The following is an 18,479-nucleotide window of genomic DNA, read 5'->3' as shown; positions in this document are numbered from 1 at the left end:
CATGGGAAACATAAAAAACGGGCTGACTGAGCCCGTTTTTTGTTGGTGCGCCAAATGGTGTGGAGGCGGGCAGCCCCGGCTCCTGGGGAGTTAGTCGCGCAGTGGCTTGCCCTTGCGCAGTCTTCGCACCCAGTAGCGGGCGGGATGGATCGCCTCCAGCAGATCGGAGGCCAGCGGCAGGGGATCGCCGCAGATCTCGCTGGCGACCAGCTCGCCGCACAGGGGCGCCGAGCACAGACCTCGGGAGCCGAGCGCCCCCAGCACGTAGAGGCCGGCGTGCAGGGGCAGCGCGCTCTGCTGATCCGCGGGGGCGTTGACGTCATGATCCGCCAGCGCCGTCAACCGGGCGACGGGTCCGGCGACCGGCAGGTGATCCCGGCTGGCGCAGCGCACCCCGACGCGGGCCTGAGCGCCGCTCACATCCACCTCGGCGGGCCAGCGCTGCTGGGGCACACAGGCTTGCAGCCGTGCCCTGTTCTGCTCCTGCTCGTCGGCGCGGTAGGCAAGGTCGGTCTGGTTGCGGCCATAGCTGGCCCCGATACAGTGCGCGCCGTTGTGGGCCGGGGTGAGGTAGCCATCGTAGCAGAGCACGGTCTTGAGCTGGCTCAAGCCAGCCGTGGTCGGCACATGGCTCACCTGGCCGCGCACCGGATAGAGGGGCAGCTCGGCAAAGGGGAGAAGGGCTGGCAACTGATGCCCGGCTGCCACCACCAGATTGGGGGCGTGCCACTGGCGGCCATCCCGGCTCTCCAGGTGCCAGCCATCGACCTCTTCGGCAATGTGGGTTACAGCGGCATTGAACTCCACCTCCAGCCGCCCGCTGGCCTGCGCCTCCCTGATGGCGGCGCGGGTGAGATCCGCCGGACAGAGCCAGCCCCCCAGGGGATAGCTCACACCATCCGCATCGCAGGGCAGGCCGACCACCTGCTCAACCTCCGCTGCCGAGAGTGGGTGCATCAGCTCAGGGGGGAAGGGGCCCTGGCTCATCTTGGCAAGCTTGGCGGCGGATTTGTCGTCGTAGCCGAGTTGGGTGACGCCACACAGCGAGAAGGCGACGGGGTGGTGCTTTGCCAAAGCCAGCAGCCGGTTTCTGGCAAAGCCGAAGGCCAGCGAATAGAAGCGCGACAGGGCATCGTGCTCGCCGTTGAGCAGGGGGTAGAGGGCTCCTTGTCGATTGCCGGAAGCGCCGCTGGCCGGTTCGCCGTCTTCGCACAGCAAGGTGACGTGCCGACCCCGCTCCACCAGAGAGAGCGCCGTCATGGCGGAAGCGATGCCGCCACCGATGATGAGCACCTCTCCCTCCCGCCCTGCGGGGCGGGCATACCAGGGGGCGATGCTCTGCTGCGGCACTTTGCCTTCCCGAACACCCGCCAGCATCTCCCGCTTGCTGCCGTGGCCCTTCACCTTCTTCATGGCAAAGCCGGCGGCAATCAGCCCCCGTCGCACGAAACCGGCGCAGGTAAAGGTCGAGAGGGTGGCATCGGGGCGGGCGAGGCGAGCGAGATCGTCGAAGAGATCCTGGGTCCACATCTCTGGGTTCTTGGCAGGGGAGAAACCGTCCAGATACCAGGCGTCCACCAGACCAGTTGCCGGATGGGGCACCTGGGGCAGCATCTCCTTGATGTCGCCAAACCAGAGATCGAGGCGGATGCGGCCATCGGCAAAGAGCAGGCGATGGCAGCCGGAGACCGGCAGCGGCCACTGGTCAATCAGGTCCTGGCTCAGGTGGGAGAGCTCGGGCCAGGCGGCCAGGGCCTTGCGCAGATCGGCCTGGGTAAGGGGGTATTTCTCGACGCTGATGAAGTGCAGCCGGGATCCGTTGCCGGACAGGGGGGCCTGTTCCAGAAAGGCGGCCATTGTGGCCAGAAAGTTAAGTCCTGTACCGAAACCTGTTTCACCAATCACGAAACTGTCACTATCGTGGTGCGAAAATCGCTCTGGCAGTCGATTTTGCTGCAAAAAGACGTAGCGGGTTTCACTTAGACCGTTATCATTGGAAAAGTACACATCCCCGAACTCACTGGAGACTGGAGTTCCCGCTTCGTTCCAGTCCAATCGGGCATGATGTAAGGATGTTTGACTCACGTTTTCCTCGGCTCGCGTCACAAAATCGCGGGCATTCTACGTGAAAGCAGACCAGTTTGGCAGCCGAAAGCGGGTAGACTCGGTGCCAGTTTTTCCAGACGAGATGAATTAATGAGAAGAGCAGTGATCACCGGTATCGGCGTCATCTCCAGTATCGGCAACAACAAGGAAGAGGTGCTGGCCTCCCTGAAAGCAGGCAAATCCGGCATCACCTATTCCGAGCAGTTCGAGCAGTACAACCTGCGCAGCCGTGTCTGGGGTAACATCAAACTCGATCCGTCTGAACTGATCGACCGTAAAGTCATGCGTTTCATGGGTGACGCTGCGGCCTACGCCTACCTCTCCATGCAGCAGGCCATCGAAGATGCCGGCCTGCCGGAAGAGATGGTCTCCAACGAGCGTACCGGCATCGTGACCGGTTCCGGCGGCGCCTCCGGCAAGAACACCTCCGAGTCTGCCGATATCGCCCGTGAAAAGGGCGTCAAGCGGGTGGGTCCCTACATGGTGCCGCGTACCATGTCCTCCACCACCTCCGCCTGTCTTGCCACCCCGTTCAAGATAAAAGGTGTCAACTACACCATCAGCTCCGCCTGTGCGACCTCTGCCCATTGCATCGGTCACGCCCTGGAACTGATCCAGCTTGGCAAGCAGGACATCATCTTTGCCGGTGGCGGCGAGGAGCTGGACTGGTCTTCCACCATCCAGTTCGACGCCATGGGCGCGCTCTCCACCAAGTACAACGACAACCCGGAAAAAGCGTCCCGCACCTATGATGCGGACCGCGACGGCTTCGTCATCTCCGGTGGTGGCGGCATTCTGGTGGTCGAGGAGCTGGAACACGCCCTGGCCCGTGGTGCCCACATCTACGCCGAAATCACCGGTTACGGTGCGACCTCCGACGGCTACGACATGGTGGCCCCGAGCGGTGAAGGCGCCGTGCGTTGCATGAAGATGGCGATGCAGGGTGTCGGCAAGGTGGACTACATCAACACTCACGGTACCTCTACTCCGGTTGGTGACACCAAGGAGCTGGAAGCCATTCAGACCCTGTTTGGCAGCAATGCCCCCAAGCTCTCCGCCACCAAGGCGATGACCGGCCATGCCCTGGGCGCCGCCGGCGTGCACGAGGCCGTCTACTCCCTGCTGATGATGGAACACGGCTTCATCGCCCCCAGCATCAACATCGAGAATCTGGACGAGAAAGCCGTGGGCCTGCCCATCGTGCGTGAATACGAAGCGGCCGACCTCAATACCGTCATGTCCAACAGCTTCGGCTTTGGCGGGACCAACGCCTCTCTGGTGTTCAGCAAGTTCAAGGCTTGATCTCCCCGTCGGGAGCACAACGCGGAATAGAAAAAGGCGCCGAAAGGCGCCTTTTTTATTGAACTCTTTTTATTGAATTCTTTTTATTGAACTCTGCTGATGGTTCCCGGTTTGGGTCCGCTGTCTGCCAGGGGCAACCGCATATAGACAGCCCCGTCACCATACTCCACCAGCGATTTGCCGGTGTCGGCGGGCACAAACCCCTGCTTGCGCCAGAAGGCGGGGGCATCCTGAACCGCCACCAGGCCTGCATGGCGATATCCTGCATGGCTCGCGAAAGCGAGCGCCCTTGCCAGCAGTCGCTGTCCGATACCCAGGCCGCGTGCCTTGCTCGAGACAGCGAGATCGTGCAGATAGAACTCGTCGTGGCCGGCCAGCGCCTTCATCGGCACCGAGAGGGGCGGGGGCTGGTGGGCACGCCAGGGGTGGCAGAGCAGGTAACCCAGCACCTTGCCCTGACGCTCGGCCACCCAGCAGCAGGCGGGGGCCAGCTCGGTCTTGTTCTGCATCACCTCGAGGGGCTCGGGTTCGAACTGGTGATAACACTCGTGCTGGATGGCCATGATGGCGGGCCAGTCTGGCGTGCGGATGGTGCGGATGGTGATCATGATGCGGGTCGGGTCCGTACTCAAACCGTGGCAAAAAGGGGTGACAGCATACCCCAGAGAGCACACAAACGAAACCGGGTTACCTGTCAGCGACTCGTCAGCGAACCGGCTCCTTGCTCACGACCTTGATCAGCTGGTAGCGCAAGGAAGGGGCATCGGCCGGCACATCGGCAAGTTGCTCCTTGCTCACTTCCAGTTGATAGCGAAAGCCCGGTTCAAAGGTGAAGCCTTCGATCTGCTGATAGAAGAGGCTCCAGTTCTCTCCCGGCTGACTGCGCACCTGCATGCACTTCATGGGGGCGACACCGACGCAGTCTGCCAGTTTGTCCTGGATATAGAGGGTTTCGGTGGTCGGGGCGCTCTGGCAGGCGCTGAGCAGGAGGGCGGAGCTGAGGAGCAGGGGAGATTTCATGATGAGTGTCCTTGGCGTAAAAGGGCGCGATTAAACCTGCAAAAGAAAAGGCGGTCAATGACCGCCTTTGTAACAAACCATGACAGATCGGGCTCAGCGCTGGTCGAGGGGCACGAACTCGCGCAGGGGCTGACCGGTGTAGAGCTGACGGGGACGGCCGATCTTCTGATCCGGGTCTGAGTGCATCTCGTTCCAGTGGGCAATCCAGCCGATGGTACGGGAGATGGCGAAGATCACGGTGAACATGGACATGGGGATACCGATGGCCTTCATGATGATGCCGGAGTAGAAGTCCACGTTCGGGTAGAGCTTCTTCTCGATGAAGTAGGGGTCGGACAGCGCGATGCGTTCCAGCTCCATGGCCACGTCCAGCAGCGGATCCTTGATCTGCAGCTCGGTAAGCACCTCGTGGCAGGTTTCACGCATCACGGTGGCACGGGGATCGTGGTTCTTGTAGACCCGGTGACCGAAGCCCATCAGACGGAACGGATCGTTCTTGTCCTTGGCGCGGCCGATGTACTCGGGGATGCGATCCACGGAGCCAATCTCTTCGAGCATCTTGAGGCAGGCTTCGTTGGCACCGCCGTGGGCCGGGCCCCACAGGGAGGCGATCCCCGCGGCGATACAGGCAAACGGGTTGGCACCGGAAGAGCCGGCCAGACGCACGGTGGAGGTGGAGGCGTTTTGCTCATGGTCCGCATGCAGGGTGAAGATGCGGTCCATGGCGCGCTCGACGATGGGGTTGACCTTGTACTCTTCGGTCGGCACGCCAAACATCATGTGCAGGAAGTTGCCTGCATAGGAGAGGGCGTTGCGCGGCTGCATGAAGGGCTGGCCGATGGAGTACTTGTAACACATGGCGGCCAGGGTCGGCATCTTGGAGAGCAGACGGAAGGCACAGATCTCGCGATGCTCCTCGTTGTTGATGTCGAGGGCGTCGTGATAGAAGGCGGACAGCGCGCTGACCACGCCGCACATGACGGCCATGGGGTGGGCGTCGCGGCGGAAGCCGCGGAAGAAGAAGGCGATCTGCTCGTGCACCATGGTGTGGCGGGTGACCAGACGTTCAAATTCCGCATATTGGGTCTTGGTGGGGGCCTCGCCGTACAGCAGGATGTAGCAGACTTCGAGGTAGCTGGCCTGGGTGGCCAACTGGGCGATGGGGTAACCGCGGTGCAGCAAGACACCCTGGTCGCCATCGATGTAGGTGATGGAAGATTTGCAAGAACCGGTGGCCATGAAGCCGGGGTCGAAGGTGAAATATCCTTGCGTGCCCAGCTTTCTGACATCGATCACATCGGGTCCAACGGTACCGGAGAGGATCGGCAGTTCAACCGGCTCTTTTCCGGGCAGATGTAGGGTGGCTATCTTATCAGCCATAGCACGTCTCCTTTGCTCTTTTATAATTTGGTTCCAGCCCTACTTTATTACGACTGTTATGACGCTGGCAAAGGTTCTTACCCGTACCACGGCGGCTGGAGCGCCTTATTTGAACCAGAGAACCATGTCTTTGTCAATTTTGCTGGATGATCATTAATGAATTGTTAAAGCTGTTGTGAGATCTGGTTTACGGTTTTGGATTTTCTGTGTAGCTATTTGATTGTCATTGGTTAAGGCCGCCGATATACTGCGCCACGTGGGTGATGGTCGTCGGTGTTTGAAACGCTTTCGCAAAGCCAGATGTGATATCGAAAATGTTATTTTTGGCTTTCCTGAGTTGTTTTGGTAACAAAAACCTAACAAATGCCACTCCTCGCCCTCAAAGCGTGTGAAAACAATAACTAACGTGCTCAATGGAGCTGAGTGGGCAAAGCCGTGAAAAACAAACAGAGACCTGTAAACCTCGACCTACAGACGATCAGCTTTCCTGTCACCGCCATCGCTTCCATCTTGCATCGTGTCTCAGGGGTCATCACCTTTGTGGCATTGGCCATCTTGCTGTGGATGCTTGGTACTTCACTCGCCTCTCCCGAAGGATTTGAATCGGTCGTTGCCATCATGGACAACTTCCTGGTCAAGTTCGTGCTGTGGGGGATCCTGACCGCGCTGGCTTACCACATCGTGGGCGGTCTGCGGCACCTGGTCATGGACATGGGCTATTGGGAAGAGCTGGAATCCGGTAATCAGAGTGCCCGTGTGGCCTTCGTGATCACCGCGGTTTTGGCGGTATTGGCGGGGGTACTGGTATGGTAACCAATTCTGCAACTTTCGGGCGCAGCGGTGTTCATGATTACATCCTGATCCGCGCCACCGCCCTCATCATGACGTGCTACGTCCTCTATCTGGTTGGCTTTGTCGCGTTCAACGACATCACCTACGAGGTGTGGACCGGCTTCTTCTCCAACACCTTCACCAAGGTCTTCACCCTGCTGACGCTCGTATGCGTCTTGATCCACGCCTGGATCGGTCTATGGCAGGTGCTGACCGACTATATCAAGCCGGTCGGACTGCGCGGTGCGCTGCAGTTTGTGCTGGTGGTGGTGCTGTTTGTCTATGTGATGACTGGTTTCGTCGTGCTGTGGGGTGTGTAAGGTGACTATTCCAACTCGTGAATTTGATGCGGTCGTGATCGGTGCCGGTGGCGCCGGTATGCGCGCCGCGCTGCAGATTGCCCAGTCCGGCAAGAGCTGCGCCCTGTTATCCAAGGTTTTCCCGACCCGTTCCCACACGGTCTCCGCCCAGGGCGGGATCACGGTCGCCCTGGGCAATGCCCACGACGACAACTGGCAGTGGCACATGTATGACACCGTCAAGGGCTCCGATTATATCGGTGATCAGGAAGCCATCGAATACATGTGCAAGACCGGCCCCGAGGCCATCTATGAGCTGGAGAACATGGGCTTGCCTTTCTCCCGCTTTGACAACGGTACCGTCTACCAGCGTCCGTTCGGCGGTCAGTCCAAAAACTTCGGCGGCGAGCAGGCTGCCCGCACTGCGGCGGCAGCCGACCGTACTGGTCACGCCCTGCTGCACACCTTGTATCAACAAAACGTCAAGAACAAGACCACCGTCTTCTCCGAGTGGTATGCCCTGGATCTGGTGAAGAACCAGGATGGTCATATCGTCGGCTGTACCGCCATCGACATGGAGAGCGGCGAGGTCGTCTACTTCAAGGCCAAGGCCACCGTGCTCGCCACCGGCGGCGCCGGTCGCATCTACCAGTCCACCACCAACGCACACATCAACACCGGTGACGGCGTCGGCATGGCGCTGCGCGCCGGGGTCGGCGTGCAGGACATGGAGTTCTGGCAGTTCCACCCCACCGGTATCGCCGGGGCAGGGGTACTGGTGACCGAAGGTTGCCGTGGTGAAGGCGGCTACCTGCTGAACAAGGACGGCGAGCGCTTCATGGAGCGTTATGCGCCAAACGCTAAGGACCTGGCCGGTCGCGACGTGGTGGCCCGTTCCATCATGATCGAGATCCGCGAAGGCCGTGGCTGCGACGGTCCCTGGGGCCCGCACATCAAGCTCAAGCTGGATCACCTCGGCAAAGAGGTACTGGAATCCCGTCTGCCGGGTATCTGCGAGCTCTCTCGCACCTTCGCACACGTGGATCCGGTCAAAGAGCCCATCCCCATCATTCCGACCTGCCACTACATGATGGGCGGCGTGCCGACCAGCGTGAACGGCCAGTGCCTGACCCAGGACAAAGATGGCAACGACGTGCCGGTGGTCGGTCTGTTCGCGGTGGGCGAGATCGCCTGCGTCTCCGTGCACGGTGCCAACCGTCTGGGCGGCAACTCGCTGCTGGATCTGGTGGTGTTCGGTCGTGCTGCCGGCATGCACCTGGTGGAGACCCTTGGCTCGATGGAGCACGGCGCGGAAGCCACCGACGCCGACATCGCCAAGGCGCTGGAGCGCTTCAACCGCTGGGAAAACAACCGTGACGGGGAAGACCCGGCCCAGATCCGCAAGGATCTGCAGCGCTGCATGCAGAACAACTTCTCCGTGTTCCGGGAAGGGGATGCCATGGCAGAAGGGCTGGCCGAGCTGAAACTCATCCGCGAGCGTCTCAAGAACGCCCGTCTGGACGACACCTCCAAGGAGTTCAATACCCAGCGCATCGAGTGCCTGGAGCTGGACAACCTGATGGAGACCGCCTATGCCACCGCGGTGGCAGCGAACTTCCGTACCGAGAGTCGTGGCGCCCACAGCCGCTTCGACTTCCCGGAGCGTGACGATGAGAGCTGGCTGTGCCACAGCCTCTATCATCCGGACACCGAGTCCATGACCCGTCGCGCTGTCAACATGTCACCCAAGACCCGTGAGGCGTTCCCGCCCAAGGTCCGGACTTACTGATTGCGGAGCCAAGCACAATGAACGTCACATTCTCTGTCTACAGATACAATCCGGACGTTGATAACGTCCCGTATATGAAGGATTATCGTCTTGATATTCCTGAAGGTTCCGACATGATGGTGCTCGACGCACTGATCCAGCTCAAGGAGCTGGATCCCACGCTCGCCTTCCGCCGCTCCTGCCGCGAAGGGGTCTGTGGATCTGACGGTCTCAACATGAATGGCAAGAACGGTCTGGCCTGCATCACGCCGCTCTCCGATCTCTTGAAGAAGGGCAGCAAGGTCGTCATTCGGCCCTTGCCCGGTCTGCCGGTGATCCGGGATCTGGTGATCGACATGACCCAGTTCTACACCCAGTGGGAGAAGGTCAAACCCTTCCTCATCAACGACGAAAAACTGCCGCCCGTGCGTGAGCACCTGCAATCCCCCGAAGAGCGCGCCAAGCTGGATGGCCTGTACGAGTGCATACTCTGTGCCTGCTGCTCCACCTCTTGCCCCTCCTTCTGGTGGAACCCGGACAAGTTCATCGGTCCGGCCGGCCTGCTCGCCGCCTATCGCTGGCTGGCGGACAGCCGCGACACTGCGGCCAGTGAGCGACTGGGCAACCTGGATGACGCCTTCAGCGTGTTCCGCTGCCACGGCATCATGAACTGCGTGAACGTCTGTCCCAAGGGCTTGAACCCGACCAAGGCCATCGGTCAGATCAAGTCGATGTTGCTCAACCGGGCCGTGTAGTATCGGGGCCAGGGCGCCTTGCGCCGGGCCCGACCTCTGGATAGCCATCCCGCCCCGGGATGGCTATGACCCTACAAGCTGCAGTGCAGCGAACAAGATGTACAAGGGATAGAAATGCATAACGGCGTGATGAAGGCCTGGTTGGAGTCATCTCACCTGGCTGGTGCGAATGCAAGCTACATTGAGGATTTGTACGAATCCTTCCTGGAAAACCCCGACTCCGTTGCCGACGAATGGCGCAGCCTGTTCCAGTCGCTGCCCCAGGTCAACGGACATGCAGTAGAACAACCCCACTCCCAGGTTCGCGACTATTTCCGCCGCCTGGCCAAGGACTCCTCCCGTTACAGCGCTCCCGTCTCCGATCCCCAGGTGGATGCCAAACAGGTTCGCGTACTGCAACTGATCAACGCCTTCCGTTTCCGCGGTCACCAGAACGCCAACCTGGACCCCCTGGGTCTGTGGCAGCGCGAGCCGGTCGCCGAGCTGGACCCGGCCTTCCACAATCTGCAAGGTGCAGACATGGAGGCCACCTTCAATGTGGGCTCCTACGCCATCGGTCGCGAGACCATGGTGCTCTCCGATCTGTATGCCTCGCTCAAGAAGACCTATTGCGGCAGCATCGGCGCCGACTACATGCACCTCACCTCCACCGAGGAGAAGCGCTGGCTGCAAGACAGGCTGGAATCCATCGAAGGGAAGGGCAACTATACCCTCGAAGAGAAGACCCGCTTCCTCGAGAGCCTGACCGCCGCCGAAGGGCTGGAAAAATACCTGGGTGCCAAGTTCCCGGGGGCCAAGCGTTTCTCCCTGGAAGGGGGCGATGCCATGGTGCCCATGCTCAAAGAGTTGATCCGCCGCGCCGGTGAGCAGGGTTGCAAGGAAGCCGTCATCGGTATGGCCCACCGCGGTCGCCTCAACGTGCTCATCAACGTACTGGGCAAGCGCGCCCAGGACCTGTTCGACGAGTTCGCCGGCAAGCACGGCGAATCCTGGGGCACAGGGGACGTGAAGTACCACATGGGCTTCTCCTCCGACTTCGCCACCCCGGGCGGCAACGTCCACCTGGCGCTGGCGTTCAACCCGTCGCACCTCGAGATCGTCAACCCCGTGGTCATCGGCTCCGTGCGTGCCCGTATGGACCGCCGCGGTGACAAGGACGGCTCCAGTGTCCTGCCCATCACCATACACGGTGACTCCGCTATCGCGGGGCAGGGGGTCGTTGCCGAGACCTTCAACATGTCCCAGACCCGTGCCTATGGAGTGGGCGGCACGGTGCGCATCGTCATCAACAACCAGGTGGGCTTCACCACCTCCTATATCCGTGACCTGCGCTCCACCGAATATTGCACCGACATCGCCAAGGCGGTGCAGGCCCCTGTGCTGCACGTCAACGGGGATGACCCGGAAGCCGTGGTGCTGGTGACCCAGATTGCCCTGGATTACCGCAACACCTTCAAGCGCGACGTGGTGATCGAGCTGGTCTGCTACCGTCGTCACGGCCACAACGAGGCTGACGAGCCGAGCGCGACCCAGCCCCTGATGTACCAGAAGATCAAGCAGCACCCGACCCCGCGCAAGATCTACGCCGATCAGCTGATCGCCGAAGGAGCCATCGCGCCGGAGCTGGCCACCACGCTAGTCAACGACTATCGCGACACCCTGGATCGGGGCGAGCGGGTGAGCAAGGAGTGGCGCCCCATGGAGCTGCACTCCGTGGACTGGACGCCGTATCTGGGTCACGACTGGGCCATGGCCTATGACAGCACTGTGCCCATGGATCACCTGAAGGCCCTGGGTGAGCGCATCAGCCAGTACCCGGCCACCCATGTGCTGCAACGCCAGGTCGAGAAGATCTACGAAGACCGTCGCCTGATGGCCGCCGGTGAGAAGCTGGTGGACTGGGGCTTTGCCGAGACCCTGGCCTACGCCACCCTGGTGGACAAGGGATCCCGCATTCGCTTCACCGGGGAAGACTCCGGCCGCGGTACCTTCTTCCATCGCCACGCCGTGCTGCACAGCCAGACCGATGCCAGCACCTACACCCCGCTGTGCAACTTGCACGACGAGCAGGGCCCGTTTGAAGTCTATGACTCCGTGCTGACCGAGAACGCGGTCCTGGCGTTCGAGTATGGCTACGCCAGCGCAGAGCCGGCCGGTCTCACCATCTGGGAAGCCCAGTTCGGTGACTTCGCCAACTGCGCCCAGGTGGTGGTGGATCAGTTCCTCTCCTCCGGCGAGCAGAAGTGGGGCCGGATGTGCGGCCTGACCATGCTGCTGCCGCACGGTTACGAGGGTCAGGGCCCGGAGCACTCCTCCGCCCGTCTGGAGCGTTACCTGCAGATGTGCGCCCAGCACAACATGCAGGTGTGCGTGCCCTCCACCCCGGCGCAGGTGTTCCACATGCTGCGTCGTCAGGTAGTGCGCCCCATGCGCCGTCCGCTCATCGTGATGACGCCCAAATCCCTGCTGCGCCACCCGCTGGCGGTGAGCAAGCTCGAAGAGCTGGCAGAGGGCACCTTCCAGAACGCCATCGGCGAGATCGATGCGCTGGATCCCAAAGGCGTCAAGCGCGTGGTCTTCTGCTCCGGCAAGGTCTACTACGACCTGCTCGATGCCCGTCGCAAGGCCGAGCAGCAGGACGTGGCCCTGGTACGGATCGAGCAGCTCTACCCCTTCCCGGAAGAGGAAGTGCGCGCCATCCTGGCCGATTACAGCCATGTCACCGACTTCGTCTGGTGTCAGGAAGAGCCGCAGAACCAGGGCGCCTGGTACAGCACCCGTCATCACTACGACAGCGTGCTGCCAAGCCATGCCCGTCTGCGTTATGCCGGTCGCCCGGCGTCGGCCTCACCGGCCGTCGGTTACATGTCCGTCCACGCCAAGCAGCAAAAAGCCCTGGTGGAAGACGCCCTTACCCTGGAATAACGAGTTGTGGATGAGAGGGCCCGTGTCGGGACCCTCTCTGACCTGGAACAAGCCTGCTGGCCAAGAAGTAACAAGGAACTGATTACATGACTATCGAGATCAAGGTACCGGACCTGCCGGAATCAGTGGCGGATGCCACCATCGCGACCTGGCACAAGAAACCGGGTGATCTGGTTGCCCGTGACGAAGTGCTGGTTGACATCGAAACCGATAAAGTCGTGCTGGAAGTGCCCGCGCCGGAAGCCGGCGTACTGGGCGACATCCTGCAGAGCGAAGGGGCGACCGTGCTCTCCCGCCAGCTGATCGCCATGCTCAAGCCGGCCCCCGTTGCCGGTGAAGCGACCAGCGAGAAGCCGGTGGAAGCCGTGGCCGATGACGCTGCCGATGGCCTGAGCCCTTCCGTGCGCCGCATGGTGGCCGAGCACGACATCGACGTCGCCAAGCTGACCGGCACCGGCAAGGGTGGTCGTGTCACCAAGGAAGACGTGGAAGCCTTCATCAAGAATCTGGGCAAGGCTCCGGTGGCTGCACCGACTGCTGCCGCTCCCGTGGCTGCCGCACCGGTTGCGCCGCTGGCTGGTCGCACCGAGAAGCGCGTGCCCATGACCCGTCTGCGCAAGCGCATCGCCGAGCGTCTGCTGGAGGCCAAGAACACCACCGCCATGCTGACCACTTTCAACGAGATCAACATGGCGCCCATCATGAAGCTGCGCAAGCAGTACGGCGAGATCTTCGAGAAGAAGCACGGTATCAAGCTCGGCTTCATGTCCTTCTATGTGAAGGCCGTGGTCGAATCCCTCAAGCGCTACCCGGAAGTGAACGCAGCGCTGGACGGTGACGACATCGTCTACCACAACTACTTCGATGTCAGCATCGCCGTCTCCACCCCCCGTGGTCTGGTGACCCCGGTGCTGCGCGACTGCGACAACATGAGCCTGGCGGACATCGAGAAGGCCATCAAAGACCTGGCCGGCAAGGGCCGTGACGGCAAGCTGACCGTGGATGAACTGACTGGCGGCAACTTCACCATCACCAACGGTGGCGTGTTCGGCTCCCTGATGTCCACCCCCATCATCAACCCGCCCCAGAGCGCCATTCTGGGCATGCACAAGATCCAGGACCGCCCCATGGCCGTCGACGGCAAGGTCGAGATCCTGCCGATGATGTACCTGGCGCTCTCCTACGATCACCGCATCATCGACGGCCGCGAGTCCGTGGGCTTCCTGGTCTCCATCAAGGAGCTCCTGGAAGACCCGACCCGTCTGCTGCTGGATGTCTGAGCAAGCGTGACTGAAAGATAACGAGGGGCCGCCCAGGCCCCCATTCACAGGGGATTGAGAAACACGAGCCCCGGACGGAAATACCTACAACACGGATAGAGCATCTATGAATCTGCATGAATATCAGGCAAAACAGCTGTTTGCCGAGTATGGCCTGCCGGTCTCCGAAGGTTATGCCTGTGCTACCCCGCAGGAAGCGGCCGAAGCGGCCGACAAGATTGGCGGCAACACCTGGGTCGTCAAATGCCAGGTCCACGCCGGTGGCCGCGGTAAAGCGGGCGGCGTCAAGCTGGCCAAGAGCAAGGACGAGATCCGCGCCTTTGCCCAGAACTGGCTCGGCAAGAACCTGGTGACCTATCAGACTGACGCCAATGGTCAGCCGGTTACCAAGATCCTGGTGGAGTCCTGCACCGACATCGCCAAGGAACTGTACCTGGGCGCCGTGGTCGACCGTGGCTCTCGCCGCGTGGTCTTCATGGCTTCCACCGAAGGTGGTGTGGAGATTGAGAAAGTCGCCCACGAAACCCCGGAACTCATTCACAAGGCTGCCATCGATCCCCTGGTAGGCCCGCAGCCTTATCAGGCCCGCGAGCTGGCCTTCAAGCTGGGTCTGGTCGGCGATCAGATCAAGCAGTTCACCAAGATCTTCATGGGCCTGGGCCAGATGTTCCTGGACTGCGACTTCGCCCTGCTGGAGATCAACCCCCTGGTCATCACCGACAAGGGCAACCTGCACTGCCTGGACGGCAAGATCAACATCGACGCCAACGCCCTGTACCGTCAGCCCAAACTGCGCGAGATGCACGATCCGTCCCAGGATGACCCCCGCGAAGCGCACGCCGCCCAGTGGGAGCTGAACTATGTGGCCCTCGATGGCAACATCGGCTGCATGGTCAACGGCGCGGGCCTGGCCATGGGCACCATGGACATCGTCAACCTGCACGGCGGTTCCCCGGCCAACTTCCTGGACGTCGGCGGCGGCGCCACCAAGGAGCGCGTGACCGAGGCCTTCAAGATCATCCTCTCCGACAGCAAGGTACAAGCCGTGCTGGTCAACATCTTCGGTGGCATCGTGCGCTGCGACATGATCGCGGAAGGCATCATCGGCGCCGTCAAGGAAGTGGGTGTGAAAGTGCCCGTGGTGGTGCGTCTGGAAGGCAACAACGCCGAACTGGGTGCCCGTAAACTGGCCGACAGCGGCCTCAATATCATCGCCGCAACGAGTCTGACTGACGCAGCTCAGCAAGTGGTAAAAGCAGCGGAGGCCAAATAATGAGCGTTCTGATCAACAAAGACACCAAGGTGATCTGCCAGGGCTTTACCGGCGGTCAGGGTACCTTCCACTCCGAACAGGCCATTGCCTACGGTACCCAGATGGTTGGTGGCGTGTCCCCGGGCAAGGGTGGCACCACCCACCTGGGCCTGCCGGTGTTCAACACCGTCCGTGACGCCGTGGAAGCCACCGGCGCCACTGCCTCCGTCATCTATGTGCCGGCGCCGTTCTGTAAGGACGCCATCCTGGAAGCCATCGATGCCGGCATCAAGCTGATTGTCACCATCACCGAAGGCATCCCGACCCTGGACATGCTGGACGTCAAGGTGAAGCTGCAGGAAACCGGCGTGCGGATGATCGGCCCCAACTGCCCGGGTGTCATCACCCCGGGTGAGTGCAAGATTGGCATCATGCCGGGCCACATCCACAAGCCGGGCAAGGTGGGCATCGTCTCCCGCTCCGGCACTCTGACCTACGAAGCGGTCAAGCAGACCACGGACGAGGGCTTCGGCCAGTCCACCTGCGTCGGTATCGGTGGCGACCCCATCCCGGGCTCCAACTTTATCGACATCCTCGAGATGTTCCAGAATGACCCGCAGACCGAAGCCATCGTGATGATCGGCGAGATCGGCGGCAACGCCGAAGAGGACGCGGCTGCCTACATCAAGGCCCACGTCACCAAGCCGGTGGTCTCCTACATCGCGGGTGTCACCGCACCGGCTGGCAAGCGCATGGGTCATGCGGGCGCCATCATCGCCGGTGGTAAAGGCACCGCGGCCGAGAAATTTGCCGCCCTGGAAGATGCCGGCGTGAAAACCGTGCGCTCCTTGGCCGATATCGGCAAGGCCCTGCGTGAAGTGACCGGCTGGTAATTCCTTCAAGCCAGTTATCTCTGATAAAAATGCCGCCCAATGGGCGGCTTTTTTATGGATATCTTTGACTTGTTGAAAATTATCTGTAAGTGTCTTCGTTACTCTAGGGAAAGTGCGAACAAGTATCCCACGAACAAAAAATGAAAATTTTAGTCATTTAATATCAATGGGTTACCAGTAAATGCTCTCGTGCCATATGACTTATTCGCACCTTCCTTAGAATAGTGAAACGTATTATGACATTCGGGAAACAATAGTATGCCACAGGATTTCCAAGTCATCAGTTACAAAAACATTCCTGATTACCCATGATTAGCAGTCACCACGAGCTATACTGATCTTACGTACAGTTACTGAGGTGCGAGATCATGGCCAAAAGCAAAGTCCAATTCCAGAAAGGCTACAGCCTGTTTGATTTTTTCAAGGACTATGGCACTGAAGCGCAGTGCGAAAACGCGCTGCTCGCTTGGCGTTTTCCGAACGGTTTCATCTGTCCTGAGTGCGCCAACAAGACCTGCTGTCGCCTGAAAAGTCGGCCACGCGTGCTGCAATGCAATAACTGCCGTCACCAGATGTCATTGACTGGAAACACGATTTTTGCAAACACCAAACTCCCACTGACCAAGTGGTTTCTGGCGATGCACCTGCTGTCACAGACCAAAACTGGCTTGTCAGCGATGGAGCTAAAGCGCCAGTTGGACGTCAAATATGACACCGCCTGGATGCTCAAGCACAAGCTGCTGCAAGCCATGAAAGAGTCCGATGACAAGCAGCCCATCAGCGGCATCATTCAGCTCGATGATGTCTACTGGGGTGGAGAGCGCCGTGGTGGTAAACGAGGTCGCGGCGCGGCAGGCAAGACGCCGTTTGTGGCAGCAGTAGCCCTGAACAAGGAAGGGCATCCAATCAAGATGCGGATGACGGTGGTCGATGGTTTCAAAACCAACGTCATTGCTGATTGGGCAAAACGGCATCTTGCTAGTGGTAGCGCGGTGATATCCGATGGATTGGCCTGTTTCAAAGCGGTCAAGGAGGCCAATTGTGAGCACCTGGGTGTTGTCACCGGGGGCAACCTTGATTTGCTGGATCATCCGGCATTCAACTGGGTAAACACGATGATAGGGAATGTGAAGAACTCGCTGCGGGGCAGTTGTCATAAGCTCGGAGCGAAGCATTTACCAAGGCATCTTGCTGAATACTGCTTCCGGTTTAATCATCGTTTTGACCTCAAGAGTATGTTTGTTGAATTGGGGCATGCAGTCGTGGCAAGCCCGCCGATGCCATATCGGCTCTTGAAGCTGGCTGAGGGTCATGGGTAATCAGGAAAACATTTTACAAATATAGATTTGCTCGTAGCTGATAAATCGTTACGTTTGTCTTATCGACTGATTTTCATTGGGTAAAAACCTTAACCATCCCCTCGTATGAGCGAGGCGTGGCGCGGCTTCTGAGGTATGATCGCCATCCTTGACCAGCTAATACCCGACAGATAATCGCCATGTTTAACCACGATCTAATCCTCAACCACATCAACGAGATATTTGGACAGGACATGCATGCCAAGCGTGTTCTTTCCCTGGCCAATGCAACCCTCGGGGTTATCGAATCCGGTTCGCTGGCCATCCACGCCATCGGGAATGGTCTCTCCTTGGCCAATGGTCTCGAGCGCAAACATGCGGTGAAACAGGTGGACCGCCTGCTCACTAACACCAAGCTCAACGTCTGGAGCCTCTTTGACGATTGGGTTCCCTATGTGGTCGGTGAACGCACCGAGATCGTGGTATCCATGGACTGGACCGAATTCGATGCCGATGATCACAGCACCTTGGTTATCAGCCTGCAAACCAACCATGGCCGCAGTACTCCGCTGCTGTGGAAAACCCATCGAAAATCGTTGCTCAAAGGGCAACGCAATGCCCATGAGAAAGAGCTGCTCACCAAACTCAAGCAGACCCTGCCAGAAGGTATCTTCGTGACGGTAGTCGCTGACCGTGGGTTTGGTTACATGGAGCTGTTCGAGCGCCTGGAACAAGAGCTAGGCTTTGCCTATATCATTAGATTTAAAGGAAATATTTTGGTTGGTTACTCTGGTGGAGAGCAGGTTCCCGCCCGCGACTGGCTAACGCCGACCGGGCGCACCCGAACCCTCAAGGAGGTGGAGCTCACTGGGCAACGACAGCCTGTCGAGCGGGTCTATTGTTGTCACAAGAGTGGCATGAAAGACGCGTGGTTTCTGGCCAGTAACCGGACCGATCTGAGTGCCGCCAAGGCGTTGCAACTATACGGCCAGCGCTGGGGTATCGAGACCAGTTTTCGGGATATCAAAGATTACAAATTCGGCATGGGTATGGGAGATGTGCACATCAGTAATCCGGTCCGGCGTGACCGACTGTTTTTGTTCAGTGCCTTGGCCATCGTCTTGCTGACGCTGCTGGGTAAGGCTGGAGACAGTGTCGGTCTAGAGAGAACGATCAAGGTCAATACCAGCAAGAGCCGAACCTATTCGTTCTTTCGGCAAGGGGTCATTTATTACCAGTTGCTGCCTAAAATGAAAGAAGCCAATGCGGTCTTGTTGATGGGTAAATTTATCTACTACCTGAAGCAACACCGCTTATATACCCGCACACTTGGAATTATTTGAGTCTCTAAAAATGAGGGGATCTCTGAG

At 59.7% G+C, this 18,479-nt stretch carries 15 protein-coding genes; 11 read left to right on the top strand and 4 right to left on the bottom strand.

All coding sequences use genetic code 11. The annotated features are described in order from the left end of the window. Positions 1 to 90 precede the first annotated feature (90 nt). A complete protein-coding gene (mnmC, locus tag AB5Y54_RS03905) occupies positions 91 to 2,106 on the bottom strand; it encodes a bifunctional tRNA (5-methylaminomethyl-2-thiouridine)(34)-methyltransferase MnmD/FAD-dependent 5-carboxymethylaminomethyl-2-thiouridine(34) oxidoreductase MnmC (RefSeq protein ID WP_180321341.1) in 2,016 nt (671 codons plus the stop codon). Between the two features lie 90 nt (positions 2,107 to 2,196). Between mnmC and fabB the strand changes: the two genes are divergently transcribed. Continuing rightward, positions 2,197 to 3,408 carry a beta-ketoacyl-ACP synthase I gene (fabB, locus tag AB5Y54_RS03900; RefSeq protein ID WP_029314417.1) on the top strand — a complete coding sequence of 404 codons (1,212 nt, stop codon included), beginning with the start codon at positions 2,197 to 2,199 and terminating at the stop codon, positions 3,406 to 3,408. A gap of 83 nt (positions 3,409 to 3,491) precedes the next feature. Here the strand turns inward: fabB and AB5Y54_RS03895 are convergent, their stop codons facing one another. The 3 genes from AB5Y54_RS03895 to AB5Y54_RS03885 all read right to left on the bottom strand — a co-directional run bounded on the left by AB5Y54_RS03895 (position 3,492) and on the right by AB5Y54_RS03885 (position 5,808). Beyond that, on the bottom strand, positions 3,492 to 4,016 hold the full coding sequence (locus tag AB5Y54_RS03895; RefSeq protein WP_109112253.1) for a GNAT family N-acetyltransferase: 525 nt from the start codon (positions 4,014 to 4,016) through the stop codon (positions 3,492 to 3,494). 97 nt (positions 4,017 to 4,113) lie between these two features. Further along, entirely contained in the window at positions 4,114 to 4,428 is a 315-nt protein-coding gene (locus tag AB5Y54_RS03890; RefSeq protein ID WP_042863768.1) for a DUF4377 domain-containing protein, read from the bottom strand. A gap of 93 nt (positions 4,429 to 4,521) precedes the next feature. Next, entirely contained in the window at positions 4,522 to 5,808 is a 1,287-nt protein-coding gene (locus AB5Y54_RS03885; protein ID WP_010674492.1) for a citrate synthase, read from the bottom strand. 423 nt (positions 5,809 to 6,231) lie between these two features. Between AB5Y54_RS03885 and sdhC the strand changes: the two genes are divergently transcribed. The 10 genes from sdhC (at position 6,232) to AB5Y54_RS03835 (ending at position 18,452) form a co-directional block, all read left to right on the top strand. Then, a complete protein-coding gene (sdhC, locus tag AB5Y54_RS03880) occupies positions 6,232 to 6,621 on the top strand; it encodes a succinate dehydrogenase cytochrome b556 subunit (RefSeq protein WP_029314418.1) in 390 nt (129 codons plus the stop codon). Then, a complete protein-coding gene (gene sdhD, locus AB5Y54_RS03875; protein WP_010674495.1) occupies positions 6,615 to 6,959 on the top strand; it encodes a succinate dehydrogenase, hydrophobic membrane anchor protein in 345 nt (114 codons plus the stop codon). Before sdhC ends, sdhD begins: the two co-directional genes overlap by 7 nt. 1 nt (position 6,960) lies before the next feature. Then, the gene (sdhA, locus tag AB5Y54_RS03870; RefSeq protein WP_042015499.1) at positions 6,961 to 8,727 is read left to right on the top strand and encodes a succinate dehydrogenase flavoprotein subunit; all 1,767 of its coding nucleotides are present in this window, start codon (positions 6,961 to 6,963) and stop codon (positions 8,725 to 8,727) included. Between the two features lie 17 nt (positions 8,728 to 8,744). After that, on the top strand, positions 8,745 to 9,461 hold the full coding sequence (locus AB5Y54_RS03865; protein ID WP_010674497.1) for a succinate dehydrogenase iron-sulfur subunit: 717 nt from the start codon (positions 8,745 to 8,747) through the stop codon (positions 9,459 to 9,461). 114 nt (positions 9,462 to 9,575) lie between these two features. Beyond that, complete coding sequence (gene sucA / locus AB5Y54_RS03860; protein WP_010674498.1) at positions 9,576 to 12,386, top strand: 2-oxoglutarate dehydrogenase E1 component; 2,811 nt, start codon at positions 9,576 to 9,578, stop codon at positions 12,384 to 12,386. An 86-nt stretch (positions 12,387 to 12,472) separates the two neighbouring features. Next, positions 12,473 to 13,666, top strand: coding sequence for a 2-oxoglutarate dehydrogenase complex dihydrolipoyllysine-residue succinyltransferase (gene odhB / locus AB5Y54_RS03855; protein WP_042863770.1), 1,194 nt, complete (start codon positions 12,473 to 12,475; stop codon positions 13,664 to 13,666). Positions 13,667 to 13,772: 106 nt separating this feature from the next. After that, complete coding sequence (gene sucC / locus AB5Y54_RS03850; protein WP_005300220.1) at positions 13,773 to 14,939, top strand: ADP-forming succinate--CoA ligase subunit beta; 1,167 nt, start codon at positions 13,773 to 13,775, stop codon at positions 14,937 to 14,939. Next, positions 14,939 to 15,811, top strand: coding sequence for a succinate--CoA ligase subunit alpha (gene sucD / locus AB5Y54_RS03845; RefSeq protein WP_005300222.1), 873 nt, complete (start codon positions 14,939 to 14,941; stop codon positions 15,809 to 15,811). The genes sucC and sucD overlap by 1 nt, the downstream gene beginning before the upstream one ends. A 368-nt stretch (positions 15,812 to 16,179) precedes the next feature. Next, positions 16,180 to 17,130, top strand: a complete 951-nt coding sequence (locus AB5Y54_RS03840; RefSeq protein ID WP_042649575.1) for an IS1595-like element ISAeca5 family transposase — start codon at positions 16,180 to 16,182, stop codon at positions 17,128 to 17,130. Between the two features lie 179 nt (positions 17,131 to 17,309). Beyond that, positions 17,310 to 18,452 (top strand): IS4 family transposase, encoded by a 1,143-nt coding sequence (locus tag AB5Y54_RS03835; RefSeq protein WP_053288703.1) that lies wholly within the window; start codon positions 17,310 to 17,312, stop codon positions 18,450 to 18,452. The last annotated feature ends 27 nt before the right edge of the window (positions 18,453 to 18,479 follow it).

This window comes from Aeromonas sp. s9, assembly GCF_040907765.1.
GTDB classification, from domain to species: domain Bacteria; phylum Pseudomonadota; class Gammaproteobacteria; order Enterobacterales; family Aeromonadaceae; genus Aeromonas; species Aeromonas caviae.
This window is presented reverse-complemented; position numbering and strand designations above follow the sequence as displayed.

Coding starts and splice junctions, on each gene's coding strand:
- AB5Y54_RS03835 (WP_053288703.1), top strand. CDS start 17,310: ATGTTTAACCACGATCTAATCCTCAACCACATCAACGAGATATTTGGA.
- AB5Y54_RS03890 (WP_042863768.1), bottom strand. CDS start 4,428: ATGAAATCTCCCCTGCTCCTCAGCTCCGCCCTCCTGCTCAGCGCCTGC.
- sdhD (WP_010674495.1), top strand. CDS start 6,615: ATGGTAACCAATTCTGCAACTTTCGGGCGCAGCGGTGTTCATGATTAC.
- AB5Y54_RS03840 (WP_042649575.1), top strand. CDS start 16,180: ATGGCCAAAAGCAAAGTCCAATTCCAGAAAGGCTACAGCCTGTTTGAT.
- AB5Y54_RS03895 (WP_109112253.1), bottom strand. CDS start 4,016: ATGATCACCATCCGCACCATCCGCACGCCAGACTGGCCCGCCATCATG.
- sucD (WP_005300222.1), top strand. CDS start 14,939: ATGAGCGTTCTGATCAACAAAGACACCAAGGTGATCTGCCAGGGCTTT.
- odhB (WP_042863770.1), top strand. CDS start 12,473: ATGACTATCGAGATCAAGGTACCGGACCTGCCGGAATCAGTGGCGGAT.
- sucC (WP_005300220.1), top strand. CDS start 13,773: ATGAATCTGCATGAATATCAGGCAAAACAGCTGTTTGCCGAGTATGGC.
- AB5Y54_RS03865 (WP_010674497.1), top strand. CDS start 8,745: ATGAACGTCACATTCTCTGTCTACAGATACAATCCGGACGTTGATAAC.
- fabB (WP_029314417.1), top strand. CDS start 2,197: ATGAGAAGAGCAGTGATCACCGGTATCGGCGTCATCTCCAGTATCGGC.
- AB5Y54_RS03885 (WP_010674492.1), bottom strand. CDS start 5,808: ATGGCTGATAAGATAGCCACCCTACATCTGCCCGGAAAAGAGCCGGTT.
- sucA (WP_010674498.1), top strand. CDS start 9,576: ATGCATAACGGCGTGATGAAGGCCTGGTTGGAGTCATCTCACCTGGCT.